The organism is Curtobacterium pusillum, from assembly GCF_007680845.1.
In the GTDB taxonomy this organism is placed as follows: Bacteria; Actinomycetota; Actinomycetes; order Actinomycetales; family Microbacteriaceae; genus Curtobacterium; species Curtobacterium pusillum_B.
Window position 1 is genome coordinate 587,487 of the sequence record NZ_VEIY01000001.1, and the last position, 20,550, is coordinate 608,036.

Below are 20,550 nucleotides of genomic sequence, written 5' to 3' on the forward strand. Positions count from 1 at the left end.
GACGACGTCATGACCGACACCGCCACCGCCACCGACGCCATCCGGATCGGTACCGCCCCCGACTCGTGGGGCGTCTGGTTCCCGGACGACCCGAAGCAGGTGCCGTGGCAGCGCTTCCTCGACGAGGCCGCCGCCGCGGGCTACCGGTGGATCGAGCTCGGCCCGTACGGGTACCTGCCGACCGATCCCGCGCAGCTGTCCGACGAGCTGGAGTCCCGCGGGCTCCAGCTGTCCGCCGGCACCGTCTTCACCGGGTTCCACAAGGGGGACGACCAGTTCCAGCGCGCCTGGGACCAGGCGGTGAAGGTCGCCGGCCTCGCCGCTGCGCTCGGCGCCGAGCACCTCGTCACCATCCCGGACCTGTGGCGCTCGGACGCCACGGAAGAGGTCCTCGAGTCGCGCACCCTGACCGACGAGCAGTGGGACCGTCTCGGCAAGGGTCACGACCGGCTCGGCAAGGCACTGCTCGAGGAGTTCGGCGTCCACCAGCAGTTCCACACCCACGCGGACAGCCACGTCGGCACGTACAAGGAGACCGTCCGGTTCCTGTCGGAGACGGATCCGGCGTACACGAACCTCTGCCTCGACACCGGCCACTTCGCGTACTACGGCGGTGACAACCTCAAGCTCATCGCCGAGCACCCGGAGCGCATCGGCTACCTGCACCTCAAGCAGGTGGACACCGACCTGCTGTTCGACGTCCTGAAGAACGACGTCCCGTTCGCGACCGCGGTGTCGCAGGGCATCATGACCGAGCCGCCGCACGGCACGCCGGAGCTCGCGCCGATCATCGAGGCCGTCGCCGCGATCAACCCGGACGTGTTCGGGATCGTCGAGCAGGACATGTACGGCTGCTCGGTCGACGCCCCCGGGCCGATCGCCGAGCGCACCTTCCAGCACATCTTCGGTTCCACCTCCGCTGCCCGCGTCTCCTGACGCGTCGTCCACCACCACGGGAGCAACACCATGACCACGCAGAACCTCCGCGTCGCCGTCGTCGGCGCCGGCATGATGGGCGCCGACCACGTCCGTCGCATCACCGCGAAGATCTCGAACGCCGACGTCGTCGCCGTCGTCGAGCCGGACGAGGCCCGCGCCGCGGCGGCCGCAGCCCTCGCCCCCGGCGCGATCACGGCAGCCTCCTTCGACGAGGCCCTCGCGCAGACCGAGATCGACGGCGTCATCATCGCGACGCCGGGCTTCCTGCACGAGCCGATCCTCGTGACCGCGCTCGAACGCGGACTCGCGGTGCTCTGCGAGAAGCCGCTGACGACGAGCGCCGCGGACTCGCTCCGGATCGTCGAGCTCGAGCAGCAGCACGCGGACCGCCCGATCATCCAGGTCGGGTTCATGCGGCGCTTCGACTCGGGGTACCAGGAGCTCAAGGCACTCCGCGAGTCCGGTGCCAACGGCGCCCTGCTCGCGCTGCACCACGCACACCGCAACCCCACGACGCCGCCGAACTTCAACGAGTCGATGCTCATCCACGACTCGGTGATCCACGAGATCGACATCATCCCGTTCCTCACGGGCGAGGCGATCACGAACGTCGAGGTCAAGAAGCCGCGCAAGAACTCCCTCGCCCCGGCAGACCTGCCCGAGCCGCAGTTCGTCCTCTTCACCACCGAGTCCGGCACCATGGCGATCGTCGAGATCAACGTGAACGCGCAGTTCGGGTACCAGGTCACGACGGACGCGGTGTTCGAGTCGGGTGTGGCGTACATCGGCCGCGAGACCTCGCAGACGATCGTGTCGGCCGGTGTGTCCGGACAGGGCGTCACCCCGTCGTTCAAGGAGCGCTTCGCGGCCGCGTACGACGAGGAGGTCCAGCGGTGGGTCGACGCAGCCCGCCTGGGCGGCATCGACGGCCCGAGCGCCTGGGACGGTTACACGGCCTCAGTCGTCGCCGAGGTCGCAGTGCGTGCGCAGCAGTCCGGTGCGAACGAGACCGTGGAGTACGCGCTCACGAAGCCGGCGTTCTACGAGCCGGCGTTCTCCGCGGACGACGCGGCGCTCGCGGGGGCCTGAGCACAGTGCCGAAGATCGCACTCGACCCCACGCCGTTCCACCACGACCTGTCGCTGCTCGAGTTCCCGCGGAAGGTCGCCGACCTCGGGTACGAGTACCTGCAGCTGACGCCGCACAAGGACTTCATCCCGTTCTACCGGCACCCGAAGGCCGACGACGACCTGGTCGACGCCTTCGCCGCAGCATGTCGTGACGCCGGTGTCGGCGTGGCGAGCGTCCTGCCGGTGCTCCGCTGGTCGGGCCCCGACCGCGATGCGCGGGAAGCCGCCGTGCACAAGTGGAAGCGGGTCATCGAGATCACGAAGCGCCTCGGTGTCGACACGATCAACACCGAGTTCTCCGGCCGCCCCGAGCGCGCCGAGGAGTCCGAGGACGCCTTCTACCGTTCGATGGACGAGCTCCTCCCGATCATCGAGGACGCCGACCTCCGCGTGCTCATCGACCCGCACCCCGACGACTTCGTCGAGGACGGTCTCGAGGCGCTCCGGGTGATCCGCGGCCTCAACTCGAAGCACGTCGGCTTCGTCTACGTCGCCTGCCACACGTTCCACTACGGCGGCGACATGGACGCGATCATGGACGCCGCCGGTGACTCGCTGCAGCTCGTCCACGTCGCGGACGCCTACGACCACCGCCGGTCGCACGGCCTCCGCTACATCTCGAACCCGCCCGGCAACACCGCGCGCGTCCACCAGCACCTGCCGATCGGTCGGGCCGACGTCGACTTCGACGCGTTCTGGGCCGGCCTCGACCGCATCGGCTTCTCCGCGCGCGAGGACACCGTCGCCGTCTCCAGCGTCTTCGCCGAGGACGAGAACGCCGACGAGGTCTCGCGGTACCAACTCGAAGCGATCACGAAGGGACTCACCCGATGACGAACACCCTCGAGACCACCCCGGCGCCGACCAGCGCCGACACCCGGCCCGTCACCCTGCAGGCCGCGACGCAGACCGTCACGGCGCTCTGGAACGACTCCGCCGACCCGCGGGAGCTCGCCACCGCCATCACCGAGTACGGCGCCGTCGGGGCGACCTGCAACCCGGTCATCGCGTACACGTGCATCCAGCAGGACCCGACGACGTGGGAGCCGCGGATCCGCGAGATCGCTGCCGAGCACCCGACCGCGGGGGAGGCCTGGATCGGCTGGAAGGCGGTCGAGGAGCTCTCCATCGCCGCGGCCGCGCAACTGCTGCCGGCGTTCGAGGCGTCCGGTGGACGCAACGGGCGCCTGTCCATGCAGACCGACCCGCGCCTCCACCGTGACCGGGACGCACTCGTCGAGCAGGCCGTGCGGTTCTCGGGTCTCGCGCCGAACATCATCGTGAAGATCCCCGCCACGAAGGTCGGGATCGCTGCGATCGAGGAAGCCGCGTACCGCGGGGTCTCGATCAACGCAACGGTGTCGTTCACGGTGCCGCAGGTCGTCGCCGTGGGCGAGGCCATCGAGCGGGCCCTCGACCGTCGCGCGGCCGACCGGCTGCCGGAGCAGGAGTTCGGCCACGTCGTCACGCTCATGGCCGGTCGGTTCGACGACTGGCTCAAGACGGTCGTCAAGCGCGACCACGTCATGGTCGACCCCGGGATCCTCGAGTGGGCCGGCGTCGCCGCCGTGAAGAACGCGTACCGGATCTTCCAGGAGCGAGGGTTCCGGTCGCGCGTCCTCGTGGCAGCGTTCCGCAACGCGCTGCAGTGGTCGGAGTTCCAGGGCGGTGACCTCGTCGTCTCCCCGCCGTTCCAGTGGTCGAAGGACATCAACGACAACGCGTTCCCGTGGCGTCCCGACGCGATCGACGACGAGGTGCCGGCGTCCGTGATCGCAGCGCTCCGAGCGGCGACGCCCGAGTTCGCCCGCGGCTACGACGAGGACGGCATGACGATCGACGAGTTCGACCGGTTCGGGGCGACGGTGACGACACTGCGGCAGTTCCTCGACGCCGACGCCAAGCTCGACGCCCTCGTCCGCGACATCATCGTCCCCGCCGCGTAGCGGCGAGGACCCCGACAGCAGGAGGCACCGTGCCACTCGTCCGTATCGACCTCGCCACCGGGCGTACCCCCGAGCAGGTCCGCGCCATCGCCGACGCGATCCACCGAGCCATCGTCGACGTGTACGGCATCCCCGTCCGCGACCGGTTCCAGGTCATCACCGAGCACCCGGCGCAGCAGATCATCGCGGAGGACGCCGGACTCGGGTTCGAGCGCACGGACGGGGTGCTCGTCATCCAGGTGTTCACCCAGCGAGGCCGCTCCGACGAGGCGAAGACCGCGCTGTACGCCGCGATCCACGACGCCCTCGCCGGGGTCGGCGTGGCGAGCGAGGACGTCTTCATCGGCTACGTCGAGAACGGCCCCCAGGACTGGTCGTTCGGCTTCGGGCGGGCGCAGTACGTCACCGGCGAGCTCGGGGTCCCCGCCTCGGCGTGAGGCCTACTTGTCGACGAGGGTGACCTCGAACGAGTAGCGGTCGGGTCGGTAGCAGTGGACGCCGTACTCGACCGCTCGGCCGGAGGCGTCGTACGCGGTGCGGCTCATCGTCAGCACCGGGTCGCCGTCCTCGATCTCGAGCAGGGCGGCCTCGTCGCCGACGACGGCACGGGCGCCGATCCGCTGCTTCGCGACCCGCATCGTCACGCCGCGCCCGCGCAGCAGCTGGTACAGACCGTGCGTCTGCAGGTCCTCGTCGGTGATCTCCAAGAACTCCGGCGGGAGGTAGTTCTCGAGCACCGCCATCGGCACGTCCTCGGCGAACCGCACGCGGCGGATGTGCGCGACCGTGGTGCCCGGCTCGAGCCCGAGCGCCTCGGCGACGACGTCCGACGCGGGGACGTCGTTCCGTTCGAGCAGCTTCGTGGCCGGCGCCTGCGATCCCTGTGCGAGGTCGTCGTAGAGGCTCGTCAGCTCGACCTTGCGGGTCACCGGTCCGTGCACGACCTGCGTGCCGATGCCCCGCCGACGGACGAGCAGGCCCTTGTCGACGAGGTCCTGGATGGCCCGACGGATCGTCGGACGGGACAGCCCGAGCCGCTCACCGAGCGCGATCTCGTTCTCCAGCCGCGCTCCCGGGGGCATCGCGCCGGACCGGATCGACTCCTCGATGCGTGACGCCACCTGGAAGTAGAGGGGCATCGGACCCGACCGGTCCAGGTCCATGAACAGGTCGGACGGCAGCTGGCCATCGTTGGTCATCGCGGTCCTTCAGGGAGTGCGGGGGTCGGCAACGGCGCCGACGGGGAATGTCGTGACAATACCACCGGGGGTTCGGCGTCAGCGTTCGACGACGGCCTTGAGCTGCGCGAGTCCCTTGTCGAAGTCCCCGCCGATGAGCTTGTCCATGTTGATGAAGGTCCCGACGATGCGGGACATCGTGGTGCGCGGGCTCGTCATCATCCAGACCACACGGGTCCCGGCGTCGGTCCCGGCACCGGTCCCGGCACCGGTCTCGTCGAGACGGAACACGCACGTGCTCGACGAGCGGAACGGTGCCGTGAAGCGGAGGTCGATGTCGACCCGGTGCGGGGCGATGCCGGTCACCCGCATGTCGCCGGCGCCGGCCTTGCGGTTCCCCTTCCACGCGTACGTCGAACCGACCGTGCCTGGCTCGCCGCCGTACTCGCGGTGCAGGTCGGGGTCCTGCCCTTCCCACGGCGACCACTCGGTCCAGCGGTGGAGGTCGGCGAGGTGCGGGAGGATCGCCGCGGCCGGTGCCGCGACGACGATCGATCGCTCGATGGTGGTGGTCGCGGGCACGTGCGTCTCCCTCGTTCGTCCGTCAGTCGGCGAAGATCATCGGGCGGTTCGACAGCCGGGGCTGCGGGGCGGTGCGGGGCTTCTCGACGCGGGGCCGGACCGGGGCGATCGCGACGCGGGTGGCAGCGCCCAGCGCCTCGACCGTGTCGGTGCCGTGCCGGCCGGCAGCGTGCACGACGATCGCCGCGCACGCTTCGGCGTCCGCAGCGGCGTCGTGGTGCTGGAAGCCCTCGAAGCCGGCCGCGCGAGCGGCCATCGGCAGCCGGTACGAATCGAGCGTGTAGGTCTTGCGGGCCACCTGCAGCGAGCACATCGAGTGGTGCTCCGCCAGGTCCGTGCCCGTCGCCGAGCACCCACCCGCGATGACGCCCATGTCGAAGCGCGCGTTGTGGGCGACCAGGACGTCACCGTCCGCGAACGCCACGATGTCGAGGTACTGCTCGGCCCACCCTTTGGCGTGCTGGACGTCCGAGGCGACGATGCCGTGGATGCGGGTGTTCCACTCGAGGAAGGCGTCGTGCCCGAACGGCGGCCGGATGAACCACGAGGCGCGGTCCACGACCTTCCCCGACCGGACCTTGACGAGTCCGACCGAGCAGGCGCTGGCGGGCGAGCTGTTCGCGGTCTCGAAGTCGATCGCGGTGAAGTTCAACGGCACGTCCCGATCGTCGCACGCGTCACCGACATCGCCGGAAGCGAACACGGCGTTGCGCCACGGCCGTGGGCGTCAGCGGCGGCGCGTCCGCCGGGATCCCCGCTGCCGGCGTGCGGTCGCCCGCCAGGTCGCCGCGCGCCGTGCCCGCTCCCGTGCGAGCTGCGGTGCGAGGACCGAGCCGACGACCTCGTACGCGATCGCGGCGCCGTCGATGCGCCACCGGCGGGGGAGGCTCTCGACGTGTGCCGTGAAGGCGGCCGCGAAGTCGCTCGTCACCGGCGGGAACGCGATGCCAGCGGGCGGGGTGCGCAGCGCGAAGGCGTCCTCCGCGTCGTGGTCGATCGAGTCGTCCGCGGCGTCGTAGGTGACGAGGACGTCCGCCTCGAGCTCCGCCATCGCGTCGTGGAGGGCGTCGAGATCACGGAGCGGCAGTGCCTCCAGCGCGGCGATCGTCTCCGGCGCCACGTACCGGCGCTGTGCCCGCCGGTCGAGCCCCATCGAGTGCACACCGCGTCGGTCTCGTTCGAACCACATCGAGCGTCCTCCCTCTCGTCGTCCCGCACCACCGTGCCACATCGTGCGCTCCGGCGGTCGGACTGGAGGCGCGGGTCGGCCCCGCCGGGCGGCCGCCGGTAGGCTGTCCTCCCGTGGCACTCACCATCGGAATCGTCGGTCTCCCGAACGTCGGCAAGTCGACCCTCTTCAACGCGCTGACGAAGAACCAGGTCCTCGCGGCGAACTACCCGTTCGCGACGATCGAGCCGAACGTCGGCGTGGTGAACCTGCCCGACCCTCGTCTGGACCAGCTCGCCGAGCTCTTCCACTCCGAGAAGACCGTGCCCGCGCCCGTGTCGTTCGTCGACATCGCCGGCATCGTCAAGGGTGCCAGCGAGGGCGAGGGGCTCGGGAACAAGTTCCTCGCGAACATCCGCGAAGCCGACGCCATCGCGCAGGTCGTCCGCGGGTTCACCGACGACGACGTCGTGCACGTCGCGAACAAGGTCTCCCCGAAGGACGACCTCGAGGTCATCAACACCGAGCTGATCCTCGCCGACCTCGAGACCATCGAGAAGGCACTGCCGCGGTACGAGAAGACCGTGAAGCTCAAGCAGGCCGAGCCGGTCGTGCTCGAGACCGCTCGTGAGGCCAAGGCCGAGCTCGAGAAGGGCGTCCTGCTCTCCGCGACCTCGATCGACCTCGCGCCGATCGCCGAGCTCGGGCTCCTCAGCGCCAAGCCGTTCATCTTCGTCTTCAACGTCGACGAGGCGATCCTCACCGACGAGTCGCGGAAGGCCGAGCTCGCGGCGCTCGTCGCCCCCGCGCAGGCCGTGTTCCTCGACGCGCAGGTCGAGTCCGAGCTCATCGACCTCGACCCCGCGGACGCCGCCGAGCTCCTCGAGTCGACCGGGCAGACCGAGTCCGGCCTCGACCAGCTCGCCCGCATCGGGTTCGACACCCTCGGGCTGCAGACCTACCTGACGGCCGGGCCGAAGGAGTCGCGTGCGTGGACGATCGGCAAGGGGTGGAAGGCTCCCCAGGCCGCCGGCGTCATCCACACGGACTTCGAGAAGGGCTTCATCAAGGCCGAGGTCATCTCGTTCGACGACCTGATCGAGGCCGGCTCGATCGCCGAGGCCCGTGCACACGGCAAGGCCCGGATCGAGGGCAAGGACTACGTCATGCAGGACGGCGACGTGGTGGAGTTCCGCTTCAACAACTAGCTGCCTGCACCGGCGTCGTCGGGCACCGTGCCCACCGCCGCCCAAGCCGTCGCGTCGATGCGGAACGGGGTTGCTCCGACGAGTTCGCGAGCACGGTCGGAGAGCGCTGTCCGTGCTTCCCCGCCCAGGGAGGCCACGTACGCGCCTGCCGGTCCCACCCCGAGGCCGAACGGTTCCCACCAGTCCTCGAACGTCGCGAACTCCAGACCGATCGTGATCGACCCCGTCCGGACGTCGACGATCCCGGCGGCACCGAAGACACGGGCGAGGTCGCCCGCTCCTGCTCCGACGAGTTCTCGCTCCGTCGGCGCGTCCGGGTCGAGGTCGAGGGCCGCGCGTTCGAAGACGCCCAGGGGGCCGCGCCCGCCCGCGAAGTCCCAGGCGTTTGCCGCGACGACTCCGCCCGGCCGTGTCACCCGAGCCATGCCGGCGACACCGGCGACGGGGTCCGGCATGAAGTGGACGACCAACTGGGCCACCGTGAGGTCGAACACTCCGTCGGCGAAGGGCAGCGTCTCCGCCGATGCGACGTGAGTGTCGACATCGGGGAGCGCGGCCCGGACAGCATCGACGAACGCCGGCGACGGGTCCACGGCGCTGACCGTACCGACCCGCTCGCGGAGCACCTCGGTCAGCGCACCGGGGCCGCATCCGACGTCGAGGGCACTGGTCGCCGCGGGTGCCTCGACGAAGTCGAGGAACGGCGCCGCGAGCTGCTTCGAGAACCGGCCCATGAAGCGGTCGTAGGACGACGCGCTCGCGAAGAATCCTGACATGCCGCGATTGTCGTCCTCCGGCCGGTGCCGCGACCAGGGGGACGAGGGCGACGTCCTACCGCGGACCGGCTAGATTGACGCTGACCCAGCGCCGAGGAGGCCCGATGTCGTACGTCGTCGACTTCGAGAACGTGTCCACCGTCGGGCTCGAGTCGTCACCGGTCGTCGACGCACTCGCCGGTCTCCGGGCGAACGAGGCGCGCTACTTCAAGAACAAGTACGACCACGTCTTCACCACCCACCCGGCAGCCGACGTGCCCGACCTCGTGGACTACGTCGCGCGGGTGCTGCAGGACGAGCGCGGGATCGTGATCGCGTCGCCGCCGCTCGAAGCCACGGAGGCGCTGGTCGACGGCGTCCGCTGGACCTACGTCTTCTACGAGTCCGGCCTGGCGGTCAACGTTCTCTACACGCTCGAGCCCGGCGGGAAGCGCGCGGTCGGGTTCAAGCTCTCGGACGGCATGGAGGTGCCCGAGGAGCTGGCGGACAAGTTCAAGTTCGCCCGGCAGAAGTCGAAGCTCGCGGGGACCATCCGCGGCTCGTTCTTCGTCATCAAGGGCGAGTACTGACCCTCACGGTCACAGGGGCACCGCTTCGTCGAGGACGTGGCGGAAGTGCTCGTCGCCGGCCAGGTCGTCAGTGAGGATGTCGACGGTGAATCCTGTGAGGCTCTCGACGGCTTGCGCGAAGCCGCCGAGGTCGAAGAGCGAGGTCGCCGGAGTCAGTGCCACGAGCAGGTCGATGTCGCTGGTGTCGGTGTCCTGACCCCGGACGGTCGAGCCGAAGACCCGCACGTGCTGGAGGTTCCAGCGCGCTGCCTCGCGAAGGATCTCGTCGGCGAAGAGCACCAAGGGGATGCTCGGGCGCATCTTTGCAGCGTTGAGGATGCGGGTCAGTGCTTCGCAAGCCGGCTCCTCCGCGCCGTGCTCGTCAGCATCGAGCTGGGACTCGGGGATCGCGGAGGCAGCGGCGAGCTCCGCCGTGGTCATGCCGACGTCCTCACGAGCTGCTCGGATCAGCTCAGCCGCTCGGCTCATCCGCACCTCCGCCCTCCCTGGTGGGGACACTGCCACGCCTGCTCGACATCTGCCATGCATTCCGGATGTTGGCGCTCGGTGGCTCGGACCCACGACCATGGCCGAGTTGTCCGCCGATCGGGAGGAAGGTGCCGGCTATGAGAGACACAACGACGAGAGCGTTGCTCCGCGGGACGTACGTCGGATTGAGCGGAGACCCGCCTCGGGTCCGAGCGATGCGCCTGCTCCTGATGGAACGTCGCAAGGCAGCTCGGGACGCCCTCGCAGAGCGGGAGACGACGGTACGACGTCGTCCCTGACCGTGCCGCTTTTGGCCAACGAACGCGTTCGTTGTGCCACCGTGGATGCCCCGCACCTACCGTCGGAGCGGAGGAGGCAACGTGAAGTACATCCACTACGACGGCAGCCTGATCCTGACAGGAGACGCGATCGCCGACGCGGTCGTGGACTACGCAGCGGTCCTCGGCGCCAACGAACGGACCGACACGGTCGCCATCCCAGCGGTGGCGGACGACGGCTCGGTGACCCGCACCACGGTCCTCATCGGCCCCGCGAGTGAGCTGACGGTGAGCACCGCACCGGACGACGAACTCGAGCCGGAGGACATCGCGTTCGTCCGGAACTTGCGTGACGCCGCGGCGCGTGCGGGCGACCGGACCCCGGTGAACGCCGACGGCGGCCGCCGATTCGTCGGAGCCGACGAGCCGGACAGCACGAGCACGCACGGCGACGACCACGACGCCGACGGCCCGGACGGCGACAGACCGGCCGACCGCCCCTGAGACGACGAATGCCGCCGAGCACAGCTCGGCGGCATTCGTGTGTGGAGCGGAGGGCTCAGGCGGCGAGGGCCAACTCGCCCGCGCGGACGGACTGCGCCTGCACGAGCGTGCGGCTCGCCTCGCCCGCCCACGAGCGGCCCGGCACGGTCCAGCCGGCCTCGCCGTCGACGCCCACGCGGGCGCCACGGGTGATGAAGAGCCCGAGGTCGTCGGCCGGGATGCGGACGAGGTACTCGCGCTGCGAGCGGTCGTCACGGACACCGAACTCGGCGATGCGGTCGGGGGAGACGGTCGGCGCCGCGAGTGCGGTGCCGGTGATGGTGATGCGTTCGTTGCTGGTCATGGTGCTGGTACTTCCTGGTCGTCGGCGCCCAGGGGACCCGGTGTCGGCGGACGGCTCGGTCCGGCGCGACGCATCGGGTGCGGGGCGCGCACGTCGAGTTTCAACGTGCTGCTCGTCCGTTCGGATCGAGCGGTGGTCTCGTGGGAATGCGACTCGGGTGAGTCGGCTTCGAGACGGTTCGGTGTGCGCGAGTCAGATGGGTTCGCTGCAATGCACCAACAAGAGACACTACCCGATCGTCGGCGAGAAGTCCAGGAACGCGCCCCATCGTGCTCCGCCGGCGGCGACGTTGCCCGAGCTGTCGAGCCGCGCGGCGGCCGAGGACGGCTTCCGTCCGGCCTGCTCGTGGACCAGCCCGTCGAACATTTCGGAGAAGTCGAGCCGGGGGAGGACGGCGGCGACCGCGCGGAGGTCCGCGGCGTCCCAGCGCTCGAACCCGACCCCCGAGACGTCGAGCGAGGTCGCGACCTCGAGCAGGTGTCCTTCGGCGTCCAGGGCCGGGTCCACTGCGGTCCACATGTGCCGCTCGATGACCTCGCCGACGCGACGGGCACGGACGGTGTCCCAGCCGGCACCGACAGCGAAGACCGACGCGACGGCGCCACCGGCGTCCTCGAACGGGACGGTGTGGGCGTCGAACGCGGTCGTGACGCCGAGGTCGTGGAGCATCGTCGCGACGAACAGCAGCTCGCGGTCGGGTTCGAGGTCGATCGTCGGGGCGAGCAACGACGCCCAGGCCCAGGACCGGAGGCAGTGGTTGACGAGCGCCGGCGAGGACCATGCACGGACGACCTCGAGCGCGCGCTCGGCGACGGGGGAGGGCGGTGCGAGCAGCGCCTCGACGTCCACGATCATGGCACGACAGTAGTGCCACACCTGACGTGTAACGCACCGGAAATGCGGCGGGCCCGTCCGCGAAACAGGCCGCCGTTAGCGTGCAGATCGCTGAGTACCCGCTCAGCTCCCCTCCCAGCGAAGGAACTGCACCCATGCAGCACCGACCACGGCTGCGCCCCCGCGCGACGATCGTCTCCTCGACGCTCGTCGCTGCCGGGGCGATCGGCCTCGCCGTCTTCTCGGCCGCTCCGGCCCAGGCGGCACCCACGGCGACCTCCGCCGCCATCGACGCCCCGGCGTCCGCGACCGTCGGCACCCCGTTCGACGTCGACGTCACGATCCCGGCGACCGCCGACGTCTTCGCGTACGAGATCACCCTCGCCGTCGACGCGGACGCGCTGACGTACGACGCCGACAGCGTGACCGGCCCCGACGGCGGGTTCGACAGCGCGGAGCAGGACGGCGACGCCATCACCATCGTGCACACGCGGCTCGGGACGTCGCCCGCGCTCAGCGGCGACCTCGACGCGTCCGTCTCGCTCACCCCGACGGCGGCCGGCGACGCCGACATCGCGGTCACGACCATCACGCTCGTCGGGTCCGACGGCAGCACCACGCGCCTCACCGACCCGGCGAGCACGACCGTGACGATCGCGGCGGCAGCGACCGCGACGCCGACCGCCACCCCGACCGCGACGCCGTCCGAGCCCTCGGACGCCTCGGACCCGTCCGACCCGGCCACGCCGGCCGACCCCTCCGACCCGGCCACCCCGGTGGCCGCAGGCGGCGGGAACGACGCCGGTGGAGCCTCCGGTCCGACCGGCGGGTCGCTCGCGTGGACCGGAGCCGACGTCGCCCCGTGGATCGCCGCGTCCCTCGCCCTCCTCGCCGCCGGCGGGACCCTGATCACCCTGCGTGCGCGCCGCGCCCGCCGCGACCGCACCGGAGCATCCGCATGACCGCCAGGAAGCGCCCGGCCGTCGCCGGCGCCGCACTCGTCGCCCTCGTCGGCACCGTCCTCGCCGCGACACCCGCGATCACCGCGGCAGCCGCCCCGGCAGCGGTCGACGCCAGCCCCGCCGCGATGCTCGCGCCGTACTACACGGACCTCGACCTGACCGGCGACGACCAGGTCACCAAGGCCGACCTCGCGGTGCTCACCGCACACCTCGGCGACACCAGCGCGAGCCCCGACTGGGCGTCGGTCAGCGCGGCGGACACCGACGCCGACGGTGTCGTCTCCGTCGAGGACGTCGCCGCCCTCTCCGCGCGGATGATCTACGACGACGGGCCGTTCGAGCTCGTCGAGGCGTCCACGATCGACATGCAGGCCGCGATGAACGCCGGGGTGACCACCTCCGTGGCCATCACGCAGGACTACCTCGACCGCATCGCCGCGTACGACCGCACCACCGTCGACACGGCCGAGACCGGCCGTCCGCTCAACTCGATCGTCACGACGAACGCCGATGCGCTCGCCGCCGCGAAGGCCGCGGACACCGAGCGTGCCGACCACGGCATGACGAGCATGCTGCTGGGCGTCCCGATCGCGGTGAAGGACAACTACGACACGAAGGACATGCCGACCACCGGCGGCTGCGGCTGCTGGGACGGCAACCAGACGGACACCGACGCCACCATGGTGGCCGGACTCCGCGACGCTGGTGCGGTGATCCTCGCCAAGGCCAGCCTCGACGAGTTCGCGTACGGGTTCGTCTCGGAGTTCTCGTCGAACCAGCCCGCCGGTTCCTCGCTCCTCGTCGCGAGCCCCTACGCGACGAACCAGACCGCCGGTGGGTCCTCCGGCGGGACCGGCGCAGCGATCTCAGCGAACCTCGCCGGGATCGGGTTCGGCACGGACACGGGCGGCTCGATCCGCGTCCCGTCGACCTACAACCAGCTCGTCGGCATCCGTCCGACCGTGGGCCTGACCAGCCGCGACGGGATCATCCCGCTCGCGCTGTCCCAGGACACGGGTGGCCCGATCGCCCGCTCCGTCACCGACGCGGCGGTCGCGCTCGACGCGGTGACCGGCGTGGACGCGGCCGACCCCGCCACCAGCGCGCAGTCCGGCAAGGTGCCCACGTCGTACACCGCGGCGCTCGACCCGACGGCACTGCAGGGTGCACGGATCGGGTACGTGACGAGCATGGTCGGCACCAACGCCACGACGAAGCGCCTGTTCGACGCGTCCGTCGCGAAGCTCGAGGCCGCGGGAGCCACCGTGGTGCCGATCACCGCGACGACCGCGTTCAACCGCGTGCTGTCCGAGGGCAGCGGCTCGACGAACGAGTTCAAGCACGACCTGGCCGAGTACGTCGCGCAGCACCTCGACCCGGACGTCACGGCGCGGTCGCTGCAGGGCATCCTCGCCTCGGGGGAGTACGTGCCGAGCCGGAAGTCGACCTACGAGTCGCGTGACCTCATCACCGACGCGCAGTACCAGGCGTGGGCCGGCCCGACGGGGTCGCACACCACGCAGCTCGCCACCGGCAAGCAGCTGGTCACGCAGATGCTCGACGACCAGGACCTCGACACGCTGATCTACCCGTCGGGAACGCCCTACGGGACGCAGTCGACCAACATGCGTCTCAGCCCGAACACCGGCATGCCGGCGGTCACGGTGCCGATGGGACAGGCGATCGCGGCCGACAACACGATCACCGGCGCCGGCGTGAACCTCGAGTTCCTCGGCCGCTCGTTCGACGAGAGCACGATCATCGGGATCGGCTACTCGTTCGAGCAGGCGACGAAGGCCCGCACCACGCCCGCGCTGTACCCGGCGCTCGGTTGAGCTGAGCGGGTCGCGTGACGCGACCCCGTGACGGACGGGAGGCGCGGTGCCAGCCGGCACCGCGCCTCCCGTCCGTCTGCTTCGTCAGTTCAGGGTCGGGGTGTCCTCCGGCACGACGCCACCGCCGTACAGGTCGGTCGCCAGGTCGCGGAGCGCCCGGAGCGCGACGCGCTGCGTGAGCGGCCCGTAGGAGATGCGGGCGACGCCGAGGGCTTCGTACTCCGCGGCGGGCAGGGCGCCGGGCAGGCCGATGACCGAGAGCTTCCCGCGGCCGAGCCCCTCGACGAGCCGCTCGACGACGGAGTGGTCGATCGCCCCGGGGACGAACACCAGCGCGGCGCCGTTGTCGAGGAACGCCTTGCCGCGGGCGATCGCGTCCGCGATGCTCTCGTCGATCGGGCGGTCCCCACCGCGGGCGATCGCGTCGGTGCGGGCGTTCAGCTGGAAGTCGACGCCCTCGGCCTCGGCGGCCGCGGTGATGGCGGCGACCCGGGCGACGGCCTCGTCGAACGGGCGCAGTCGGTCCTCGACGTTCGCGCCGACGATCCCGGAGCCGATCGCGCGGCGGATCGTCTCGGCCGGGTCCTCGTAGCCGTCGTCGAGGTCCGCCGTCACCGGCAGGTCGGTCGCCGCGGCCACGATCGCGGCCCCCGACAGTGCGAGGTCCAGGGGCATCCCGCCGTCCTCGTACCCGTACGACGCGGCGATCGAGTGCCCGGCCGTCGCGATCGCCTTCGTCTCCGGCAGGTCGGCGACGACCTTCGCGGAGATCGCGTCCCAGACGTTCACGACCCGCAGGATCTCGGGGGCTTCGTGCAGTTGCTTGAGGGTGGTCGCCTTGTCGGCGGTGCTCGTGCTCATGCCGCCGACAGTAGGCCGACGGGGCGGCCCCCGGCCGTCACCTGACCGGAACACGACGCGAGATGACGGGCGGGGTCGCGCCGCGCCTCCAGTCCGATGCATGCTGGGACGCATGGCGCACGACGAGGAGGACCCGGTCGGCACGCTCCGCGGGGTCCGCACGAGCATCAAGTGGACGCGGTACGCGCCCGACGTGCTGCCCCTGTTCGTCGCCGAGATGGACCACGAGGTCGCGCCGGCGATCCGGCAGGCGCTCATCGAGCGGGTCCAGCAGTCCGACCTCGGATACCTCGATGGGCCCGGGCCGCTCGCGCCCGCCTTCGCGTCCTTCGCCGCGGACCGTTGGGGATGGCAGGTCGACCCCGGGCGCGTGTACCTCGCCACCGACGTCAGCGTCGGCATCGTCGAGACGCTCCGCCTCGCCCTGCCGGACGGCGGACGGGTCGCGATCACGCCGCCGGTGTACCCGCCCTTCTTCGAGCTCGTCGAAGAAGCCCGATGTCAGGTCGAGGAGGTCCCCCTGCTCGAGCAGTGGGGCGTCTACCGGCTCGACCTCGCGGGCCTCGAGCGCGCCTTCGCCGACGGCGTCGGGGTCTTCCTGCTCTGCAACCCGCACAACCCCGTCGGCCTCGTGCACGACCGGGCCGACCTGGAGGCGCTCGCCGAACTGGCCGCCCGGTACGACGTCCTCGTCGTCAGCGACGAGATCCACGCCCCGCTCACGCACCCGGGCGTGCAGTTCACCCCGTTCGCGATGGTCGCCGAGCCCGCCGGTGCCCGCAGCGTGTGCGTGACGAGTGCGAGCAAGGGGTGGAACCTCGCCGGCGTGAAGTGCTCGATCATCGTCGCCGGGGACGACCGCACCGCGGCGCTCCTCGACACCCTGTGGGAAGAGGTCGCGTGCCGCACGAGCATCCTCGGCCTGCACGCGAACACCGCGGCGTTCACGGTCGCGACCGACTGGCTCGACGACGTGGTCGCCCGGATCGTCGCGAACGAGCGGCTGCTCGGGTCGCTGCTCGCCGAGCACCTGCCCGGGGTCGTCTACACGCGGCCCCGTGCCGGGTACCTGGCGTGGCTGGACTTCCGGGGGATCGGGCTCGGGGACGACCCGGCGGTGCCGCTCCGGGAGCACGCGTACGTGGCGCTGAACTCCGGCCTGGGGTTCGGCTCGCAGGGGCGCGGGTTCGCCCGGCTCAACCTGGCATGCTCGCCGGACACGTTGCGTGAAGCGGTGCTGCGGATCGCCGCCGCCTACCCGTCGAGTGCGCAGGAGGGGCTGGTCTGGCACGTCGCGTGAGCGGCGGTGCAGGTCGCTGTGGTGTGCGCGAGATCGGACCGCTGCTCCACGTGTCGCACCAGCGGGCGCAGCAGCTCGTCGCCGCGGCGCGCTGAGCGGGCCAGCGAGCGCCGGGAGTCGGGTCAGACCAGGTACTGGTTCCGACCGACGACCCGGATCGCCAGGTCGACCTCGCCCACGGGCACGTCCTCGGTGAGGGCGACGAACTCGCGGGCGACGAACCCGACGGACGGCCACCGGGTCACCTCGGTCACCAGGAAGCCGTCGATGAAGACCTGCCAAGCGCCGCGCTCGCGGACCGCCTGCACCTCGTGTGTCGCCATGCGGTGAGCGTACCGGTCAGCCGACGCGCTTGGCGTAGTACCGGAGGGTCGGCACCTCGCCCGAGGGCGTGCACCAGTCGGCGGGGCCGCGTCCGGTCAGGCACCAGCCGCGCCGCTCGTAGAGTCGCCAGGCGGAGGGGCTCTCCTCGGTGACGTCGAGCCGGACGTGCGTGCCCGGGACGGCGGCTTCGGCGGCGGCGAGGAGCGCATCGGCGACACCCTTGCCGCGGTGCGCCGGGTCGACGAACAGCCGGGTGACCTCGGCCATGCGTCCTGGTGCCGGAACGGCGACGCCGACGTGACCGACGACCTGGTCGTCGTCGACCGCGACCCAGGCACCGAGGAGTCCGGCCGGCGAGATCCAGTCCCGCGGCGCGTCCGGCCACGCTGCGGGCCAGCCGGTGTCGTGGACGCGCCACAGCACCTCGACCAGTGGGTCGAGGTCGGCTTCGGCGCGCTGGTGGATCCGCATCTCGTCGGACGCTATCGGACGCACACGTCCGGACGTCAGGCTTCCGCGGTGTCCGGCTCGTCGCGCACGGTGACCGCTCGGGTCGCGAGGTCGGAGCCGAGCATGGTCTCCATGGCCGCGTCCACCAAGCCGTTCCCCTGGGCGCGGTCGATGCGGCGGGACGCGACGAGCGACGCGATCCCCTGCATCGTCGCCGCGAACAGCAACTTGAACAGCGTCCGCGAGTCGTCGTCCACGTCGCCGGACGACCGCGGACCCATCGCACCGTCGAGCGTCGCGAACAGGGCGTCGGCTGCGTCGTGCACGCCCGTGGACCGGTGCGCGGCCTTCGCCTGGAACATCAGCTCCATCAGCGCGGCGTCGTCGATGGCGAAGTCGACGTAGGCCTGCGCCACGCGGCGGAAGCGGCCGGACAGGTCACCCTCGGGTCCGAGCGCGCGGTGCACTGCCGCGGTGAGCCGCTGGAAGCCGAGCTCCGCAAGGGCGTCGAGCAGTGCTTGGCGATCGACGAAGTGGCTCCGTGGAGCGCCGTGGCTCACGCCGGTTCGCCGCGCGAGGTCGCGGAGCGAGAGTCCGTCGACGCCGGACTCGCGGACGACCGTGGCCGCCTCGTCGAGCAGGGCGGCCCGGAGGTTGCCGTGGTGGAACGGCCGCTCGGTCATCCCGTCATCCTAGTCGTGAAGTAGTCATTGCCTATTTGCTAGACAGTGCCTAGATTGGGCGCATGACAACGCGACAGTCCCTCCTGGTGTTCGGCGCCACCGGACAGACCGGACAGCACTTCACCCGCCTCGCGCTCGCCGCCGGACACCACGTCCGGGCTGTCGCGCGGACGCCTGAGAAGCTGCAGGCCGCCGACGACGAACTCGAGGTCGTGCGCGGGTCGATCGGCGACGACCTCGACCTCGATGCACTCCTCGACGGGGTCGACGGGGTCGTCATGATGGTCGGCGATGCCGCCGCGCAGCGCGAGCGCCTGGTCAACACGGAGTTCGTCCGGTCGCTGGTGCCCGCGATGCGCAGGAGTCGCACCCGCCGGTTCCTGTACCAGGCGGGCGGTCTGAGCGCGGCGCCGGACAAGCGGCTGTCCCCGGTGCTCCGGCTCGTCCGCAGCACGATCGCCCGCGGCTACATCGGGCAGCACGCGGACAACGAAGCGGTCATGCGGTACCTCGACCGGGAAGCGCGGGACGTCGAGTGGATGGTGCACCGCGCGGGCATCGGTTCCGACGGGCCGTCGAAGGGCGAGCTGCACCGGTCCTCGACCTCGATGAGCATCGGCACGTTCGTCGACTGTGCGGCCTACAACCTGCGGACGCTCCTGGACGACTCGGCCGTGCACACCTGCGACGGGAGCACCTACCGCGCGCCGCGGTGAGCCCTCAGGTGAGCTCGAGCGCCATGTGCACGTCGGCGCGGACGTAGGGGCTCGGTGCGACCTCGTCGTGGCCGAGGTGCCGGAACCCGAACGCCTCGTACAGGTGCACGGCGCTCGCCAGCTGCGCGTTGCTCTCGAGCACGATGCGGTGGGCGCCGAGGGCCCGGGCACGCTCGAGTGCGGTGGTGATGAGACGTCGCCCGGTCCCGTGTCCCTGGTGGTCGGGCGAGACGGCCATCTTCACGAGCTCGAACACCCCGGGTGCGACGAGGGCGATGCCCACGCAGCCGATGACCGGGCCGTCCTGTCCGAGCCGTGCGACGAACGCGGCACCACCCGGCTCGACGATCTGGCCGAGCGGGTCGCCGAGGAGTTTGCGGTCCTCGTCCTCCAGCGTGAAGAACTGGCTGATCCAGGCCTCGTTGAGGATCCGGAACGCCTCGGCGTCAGCGGCGGAGGCGATGTCGGAGATGGTGAGGGCGTCGGCGGTGGTCGCATCGGGCATGTGTCCATCCTGAACGGCTCGTCGAGCGACGTCCAATACTCGTTCGCTCCGATCGATACGCTTTGTGCATGGATCGCGAGCCCGACGTCGACCTCCGGCAGCTGCGGGCGTTCCTCGCCGTGGCCGACGAACTGCACTTCGGACGGGCGGCCGGACGGCTCCGGATCGCACAGCCGGCGCTGTCCCAGCAGATCCGGCGGACGGAGCGCGAACTCGGCGTCGACCTCTTCGTCCGGACGAGCCGCAGCGTCGCGCTGACCCCGGCGGGACGCGTCCTGCAGGGCCGGGCGCGGTCGCTCCTGCAGCAGGCCCGTCGGGACCTCGACGAGACGGTGCGCGTCGGGCGCGGCGAGGCGGGTCGGCTCGACGTCGGGTTCGTCGTCTCCGCGCTGCCGCTCGGACCGATCGAACGCGTGCAGGTGTTCCGGGAGCGCTACCCGCTCGTCCGGGTCGAACTCACCGAGGGGTACTCCTCGACGCTGCTCGCCCGGATCGTCCGCGGCGAACTCGACCTCGCGATCGTGCGCGACCCCGACCCGGACCCGGCCGTGCGCTTCCTGCCGTTCCGCAGCGAGCGGTTCGTGGCCGCCGTCCCGCGCGGGCACCGGCTCGCCGGACGGGCATCGATCCGCGGTCCGGAGCTGCTCGACGACCCGTTCGTCTTCTTCCCGGCGGAAGCCGGCTCGGTTGCCACCGAGCGGAACCTCGCGCCCGTCGTGTCGGGTGCCCGGCGTCCGGTGGTGGTGCAGGAAGCGACGACGTGGGCGACCGTCCTGCACCTGGTCGGCGCGGGGCTCGGGGTGACCCTCGCACCGGAGAGTGCCACGTTGGCAGCACCCGACTCGGTCGTGCTCCTCCCGCTCGAGGCGGACGAGCACCGGAGCGAGCTGGTCTGGGCCGCCCGCGCCGGGGACGACCGCGAGATCCTGCGGAACTTCGTCGCCGCGACGGAGCCCGCGACCGAGTCCGCGACGGAGTGACCGGACCGCTC

26 protein-coding genes are annotated in these 20,550 nt (G+C 71.1%); 13 read left to right on the plus strand and 13 right to left on the minus strand.

Features of this window, described 5'->3' with window-relative positions:
• Positions 1 to 9 precede the first annotated feature (9 nt).
• From FS825_RS02780 to FS825_RS02800, 5 genes are read left to right on the plus strand one after another with little or no spacing between them, the layout of a single operon-like run.
• Complete coding sequence (locus FS825_RS02780) at positions 10 to 936, plus strand: sugar phosphate isomerase/epimerase family protein (RefSeq protein ID WP_144710630.1); 927 nt, start codon at positions 10 to 12, stop codon at positions 934 to 936.
• 30 nt (positions 937 to 966) lie between these two features.
• The gene (locus FS825_RS02785) at positions 967 to 2,028 is read left to right on the plus strand and encodes a Gfo/Idh/MocA family protein (protein ID WP_144710632.1); all 1,062 of its coding nucleotides are present in this window, start codon (positions 967 to 969) and stop codon (positions 2,026 to 2,028) included.
• Between the two features lie 5 nt (positions 2,029 to 2,033).
• The gene (locus FS825_RS02790; RefSeq protein WP_144710634.1) at positions 2,034 to 2,903 is read left to right on the plus strand and encodes a sugar phosphate isomerase/epimerase family protein; all 870 of its coding nucleotides are present in this window, start codon (positions 2,034 to 2,036) and stop codon (positions 2,901 to 2,903) included.
• Positions 2,900 to 4,015, plus strand: coding sequence for a transaldolase family protein (locus FS825_RS02795; RefSeq protein ID WP_144710636.1), 1,116 nt, complete (start codon positions 2,900 to 2,902; stop codon positions 4,013 to 4,015). The genes FS825_RS02790 and FS825_RS02795 overlap by 4 nt, the downstream gene beginning before the upstream one ends.
• A 29-nt stretch (positions 4,016 to 4,044) precedes the next feature.
• Entirely contained in the window at positions 4,045 to 4,452 is a 408-nt protein-coding gene (locus FS825_RS02800) for a tautomerase family protein (RefSeq protein WP_144710638.1), read from the plus strand.
• Between the two features lie 3 nt (positions 4,453 to 4,455).
• Here the strand turns inward: FS825_RS02800 and FS825_RS02805 are convergent, their stop codons facing one another.
• The 4 genes from FS825_RS02805 to FS825_RS02820 form a co-directional block, all read right to left on the minus strand.
• The gene (locus tag FS825_RS02805) at positions 4,456 to 5,214 is read right to left on the minus strand and encodes a GntR family transcriptional regulator (protein ID WP_144710640.1); all 759 of its coding nucleotides are present in this window, start codon (positions 5,212 to 5,214) and stop codon (positions 4,456 to 4,458) included.
• A gap of 78 nt (positions 5,215 to 5,292) precedes the next feature.
• Positions 5,293 to 5,775, minus strand: coding sequence for an SRPBCC family protein (locus FS825_RS02810; protein ID WP_144710642.1), 483 nt, complete (start codon positions 5,773 to 5,775; stop codon positions 5,293 to 5,295).
• Positions 5,776 to 5,797: 22 nt separating this feature from the next.
• The gene (locus FS825_RS02815; protein ID WP_144710644.1) at positions 5,798 to 6,433 is read right to left on the minus strand and encodes an exonuclease domain-containing protein; all 636 of its coding nucleotides are present in this window, start codon (positions 6,431 to 6,433) and stop codon (positions 5,798 to 5,800) included.
• A 69-nt stretch (positions 6,434 to 6,502) separates the two neighbouring features.
• A complete protein-coding gene (locus tag FS825_RS02820; protein ID WP_144710646.1) occupies positions 6,503 to 6,964 on the minus strand; it encodes a hypothetical protein in 462 nt (153 codons plus the stop codon).
• A gap of 113 nt (positions 6,965 to 7,077) precedes the next feature.
• On the opposite strand from FS825_RS02820, the gene ychF reads away from it, so the two are divergent.
• Complete coding sequence (ychF, locus tag FS825_RS02825; RefSeq protein WP_144710648.1) at positions 7,078 to 8,151, plus strand: redox-regulated ATPase YchF; 1,074 nt, start codon at positions 7,078 to 7,080, stop codon at positions 8,149 to 8,151.
• On the opposite strand, the gene FS825_RS02830 is transcribed toward ychF, so the two are convergent.
• A complete protein-coding gene (locus tag FS825_RS02830) occupies positions 8,148 to 8,927 on the minus strand; it encodes a class I SAM-dependent methyltransferase (protein ID WP_144710650.1) in 780 nt (259 codons plus the stop codon). The two genes, ychF and FS825_RS02830, sit on opposite strands and share 4 nt — an antisense overlap.
• A 104-nt stretch (positions 8,928 to 9,031) precedes the next feature.
• On the opposite strand from FS825_RS02830, the gene FS825_RS02835 reads away from it, so the two are divergent.
• Positions 9,032 to 9,496 (plus strand): phage tail protein, encoded by a 465-nt coding sequence (locus tag FS825_RS02835; RefSeq protein ID WP_144710652.1) that lies wholly within the window; start codon positions 9,032 to 9,034, stop codon positions 9,494 to 9,496.
• 9 nt (positions 9,497 to 9,505) lie between these two features.
• Here the strand turns inward: FS825_RS02835 and FS825_RS02840 are convergent, their stop codons facing one another.
• Positions 9,506 to 9,916, minus strand: coding sequence for a nucleotidyltransferase family protein (locus FS825_RS02840; RefSeq protein WP_260980985.1), 411 nt, complete (start codon positions 9,914 to 9,916; stop codon positions 9,506 to 9,508).
• A gap of 428 nt (positions 9,917 to 10,344) precedes the next feature.
• Here FS825_RS02840 and FS825_RS02845 point away from each other — a divergent pair, with 428 nt between their 5' ends.
• Positions 10,345 to 10,746 (plus strand): hypothetical protein, encoded by a 402-nt coding sequence (locus tag FS825_RS02845; RefSeq protein WP_186377042.1) that lies wholly within the window; start codon positions 10,345 to 10,347, stop codon positions 10,744 to 10,746.
• A gap of 55 nt (positions 10,747 to 10,801) precedes the next feature.
• Here FS825_RS02845 and FS825_RS02850 read toward each other — a convergent pair whose 3' ends face one another.
• Positions 10,802 to 11,089 (minus strand): hypothetical protein, encoded by a 288-nt coding sequence (locus FS825_RS02850; RefSeq protein WP_144710656.1) that lies wholly within the window; start codon positions 11,087 to 11,089, stop codon positions 10,802 to 10,804.
• A gap of 228 nt (positions 11,090 to 11,317) precedes the next feature.
• Positions 11,318 to 11,944 carry an HD domain-containing protein gene (locus FS825_RS02855; protein WP_144710658.1) on the minus strand — a complete coding sequence of 209 codons (627 nt, stop codon included), beginning with the start codon at positions 11,942 to 11,944 and terminating at the stop codon, positions 11,318 to 11,320.
• A gap of 134 nt (positions 11,945 to 12,078) precedes the next feature.
• On the opposite strand from FS825_RS02855, the gene FS825_RS02860 reads away from it, so the two are divergent.
• Positions 12,079 to 12,885, plus strand: a complete 807-nt coding sequence (locus FS825_RS02860) for a hypothetical protein (protein WP_144710660.1) — start codon at positions 12,079 to 12,081, stop codon at positions 12,883 to 12,885.
• Positions 12,882 to 14,720 carry an amidase family protein gene (locus tag FS825_RS02865; RefSeq protein ID WP_144710662.1) on the plus strand — a complete coding sequence of 613 codons (1,839 nt, stop codon included), beginning with the start codon at positions 12,882 to 12,884 and terminating at the stop codon, positions 14,718 to 14,720. Before FS825_RS02860 ends, FS825_RS02865 begins: the two co-directional genes overlap by 4 nt.
• An 84-nt stretch (positions 14,721 to 14,804) precedes the next feature.
• Here FS825_RS02865 and FS825_RS02870 read toward each other — a convergent pair whose 3' ends face one another.
• Complete coding sequence (locus FS825_RS02870; protein WP_144710664.1) at positions 14,805 to 15,581, minus strand: isocitrate lyase/PEP mutase family protein; 777 nt, start codon at positions 15,579 to 15,581, stop codon at positions 14,805 to 14,807.
• A 112-nt stretch (positions 15,582 to 15,693) separates the two neighbouring features.
• On the opposite strand from FS825_RS02870, the gene FS825_RS02875 reads away from it, so the two are divergent.
• The gene (locus FS825_RS02875) at positions 15,694 to 16,881 is read left to right on the plus strand and encodes a MalY/PatB family protein (protein ID WP_260980986.1); all 1,188 of its coding nucleotides are present in this window, start codon (positions 15,694 to 15,696) and stop codon (positions 16,879 to 16,881) included.
• Positions 16,882 to 17,003: 122 nt separating this feature from the next.
• Here the strand turns inward: FS825_RS02875 and FS825_RS02880 are convergent, their stop codons facing one another.
• The 3 genes from FS825_RS02880 to FS825_RS02890 are packed head-to-tail and all read right to left on the minus strand — an operon-like array spanning position 17,004 to position 18,338.
• On the minus strand, positions 17,004 to 17,204 hold the full coding sequence (locus tag FS825_RS02880; protein WP_144710667.1) for a hypothetical protein: 201 nt from the start codon (positions 17,202 to 17,204) through the stop codon (positions 17,004 to 17,006).
• A 16-nt stretch (positions 17,205 to 17,220) separates the two neighbouring features.
• Positions 17,221 to 17,676, minus strand: a complete 456-nt coding sequence (locus FS825_RS02885) for a GNAT family N-acetyltransferase (RefSeq protein WP_144710669.1) — start codon at positions 17,674 to 17,676, stop codon at positions 17,221 to 17,223.
• 35 nt (positions 17,677 to 17,711) lie between these two features.
• Positions 17,712 to 18,338, minus strand: coding sequence for a TetR/AcrR family transcriptional regulator (locus tag FS825_RS02890; RefSeq protein WP_144710671.1), 627 nt, complete (start codon positions 18,336 to 18,338; stop codon positions 17,712 to 17,714).
• A 62-nt stretch (positions 18,339 to 18,400) separates the two neighbouring features.
• Here FS825_RS02890 and FS825_RS02895 point away from each other — a divergent pair, with 62 nt between their 5' ends.
• Complete coding sequence (locus tag FS825_RS02895; protein WP_144710673.1) at positions 18,401 to 19,054, plus strand: NAD(P)-dependent oxidoreductase; 654 nt, start codon at positions 18,401 to 18,403, stop codon at positions 19,052 to 19,054.
• A gap of 4 nt (positions 19,055 to 19,058) precedes the next feature.
• On the opposite strand, the gene FS825_RS02900 is transcribed toward FS825_RS02895, so the two are convergent.
• A complete protein-coding gene (locus FS825_RS02900; RefSeq protein WP_144710675.1) occupies positions 19,059 to 19,559 on the minus strand; it encodes a GNAT family N-acetyltransferase in 501 nt (166 codons plus the stop codon).
• A 68-nt stretch (positions 19,560 to 19,627) separates the two neighbouring features.
• Between FS825_RS02900 and FS825_RS02905 the strand changes: the two genes are divergently transcribed.
• Complete coding sequence (locus FS825_RS02905) at positions 19,628 to 20,539, plus strand: LysR substrate-binding domain-containing protein (protein WP_144710677.1); 912 nt, start codon at positions 19,628 to 19,630, stop codon at positions 20,537 to 20,539.
• Positions 20,540 to 20,550 lie beyond the last annotated feature (11 nt).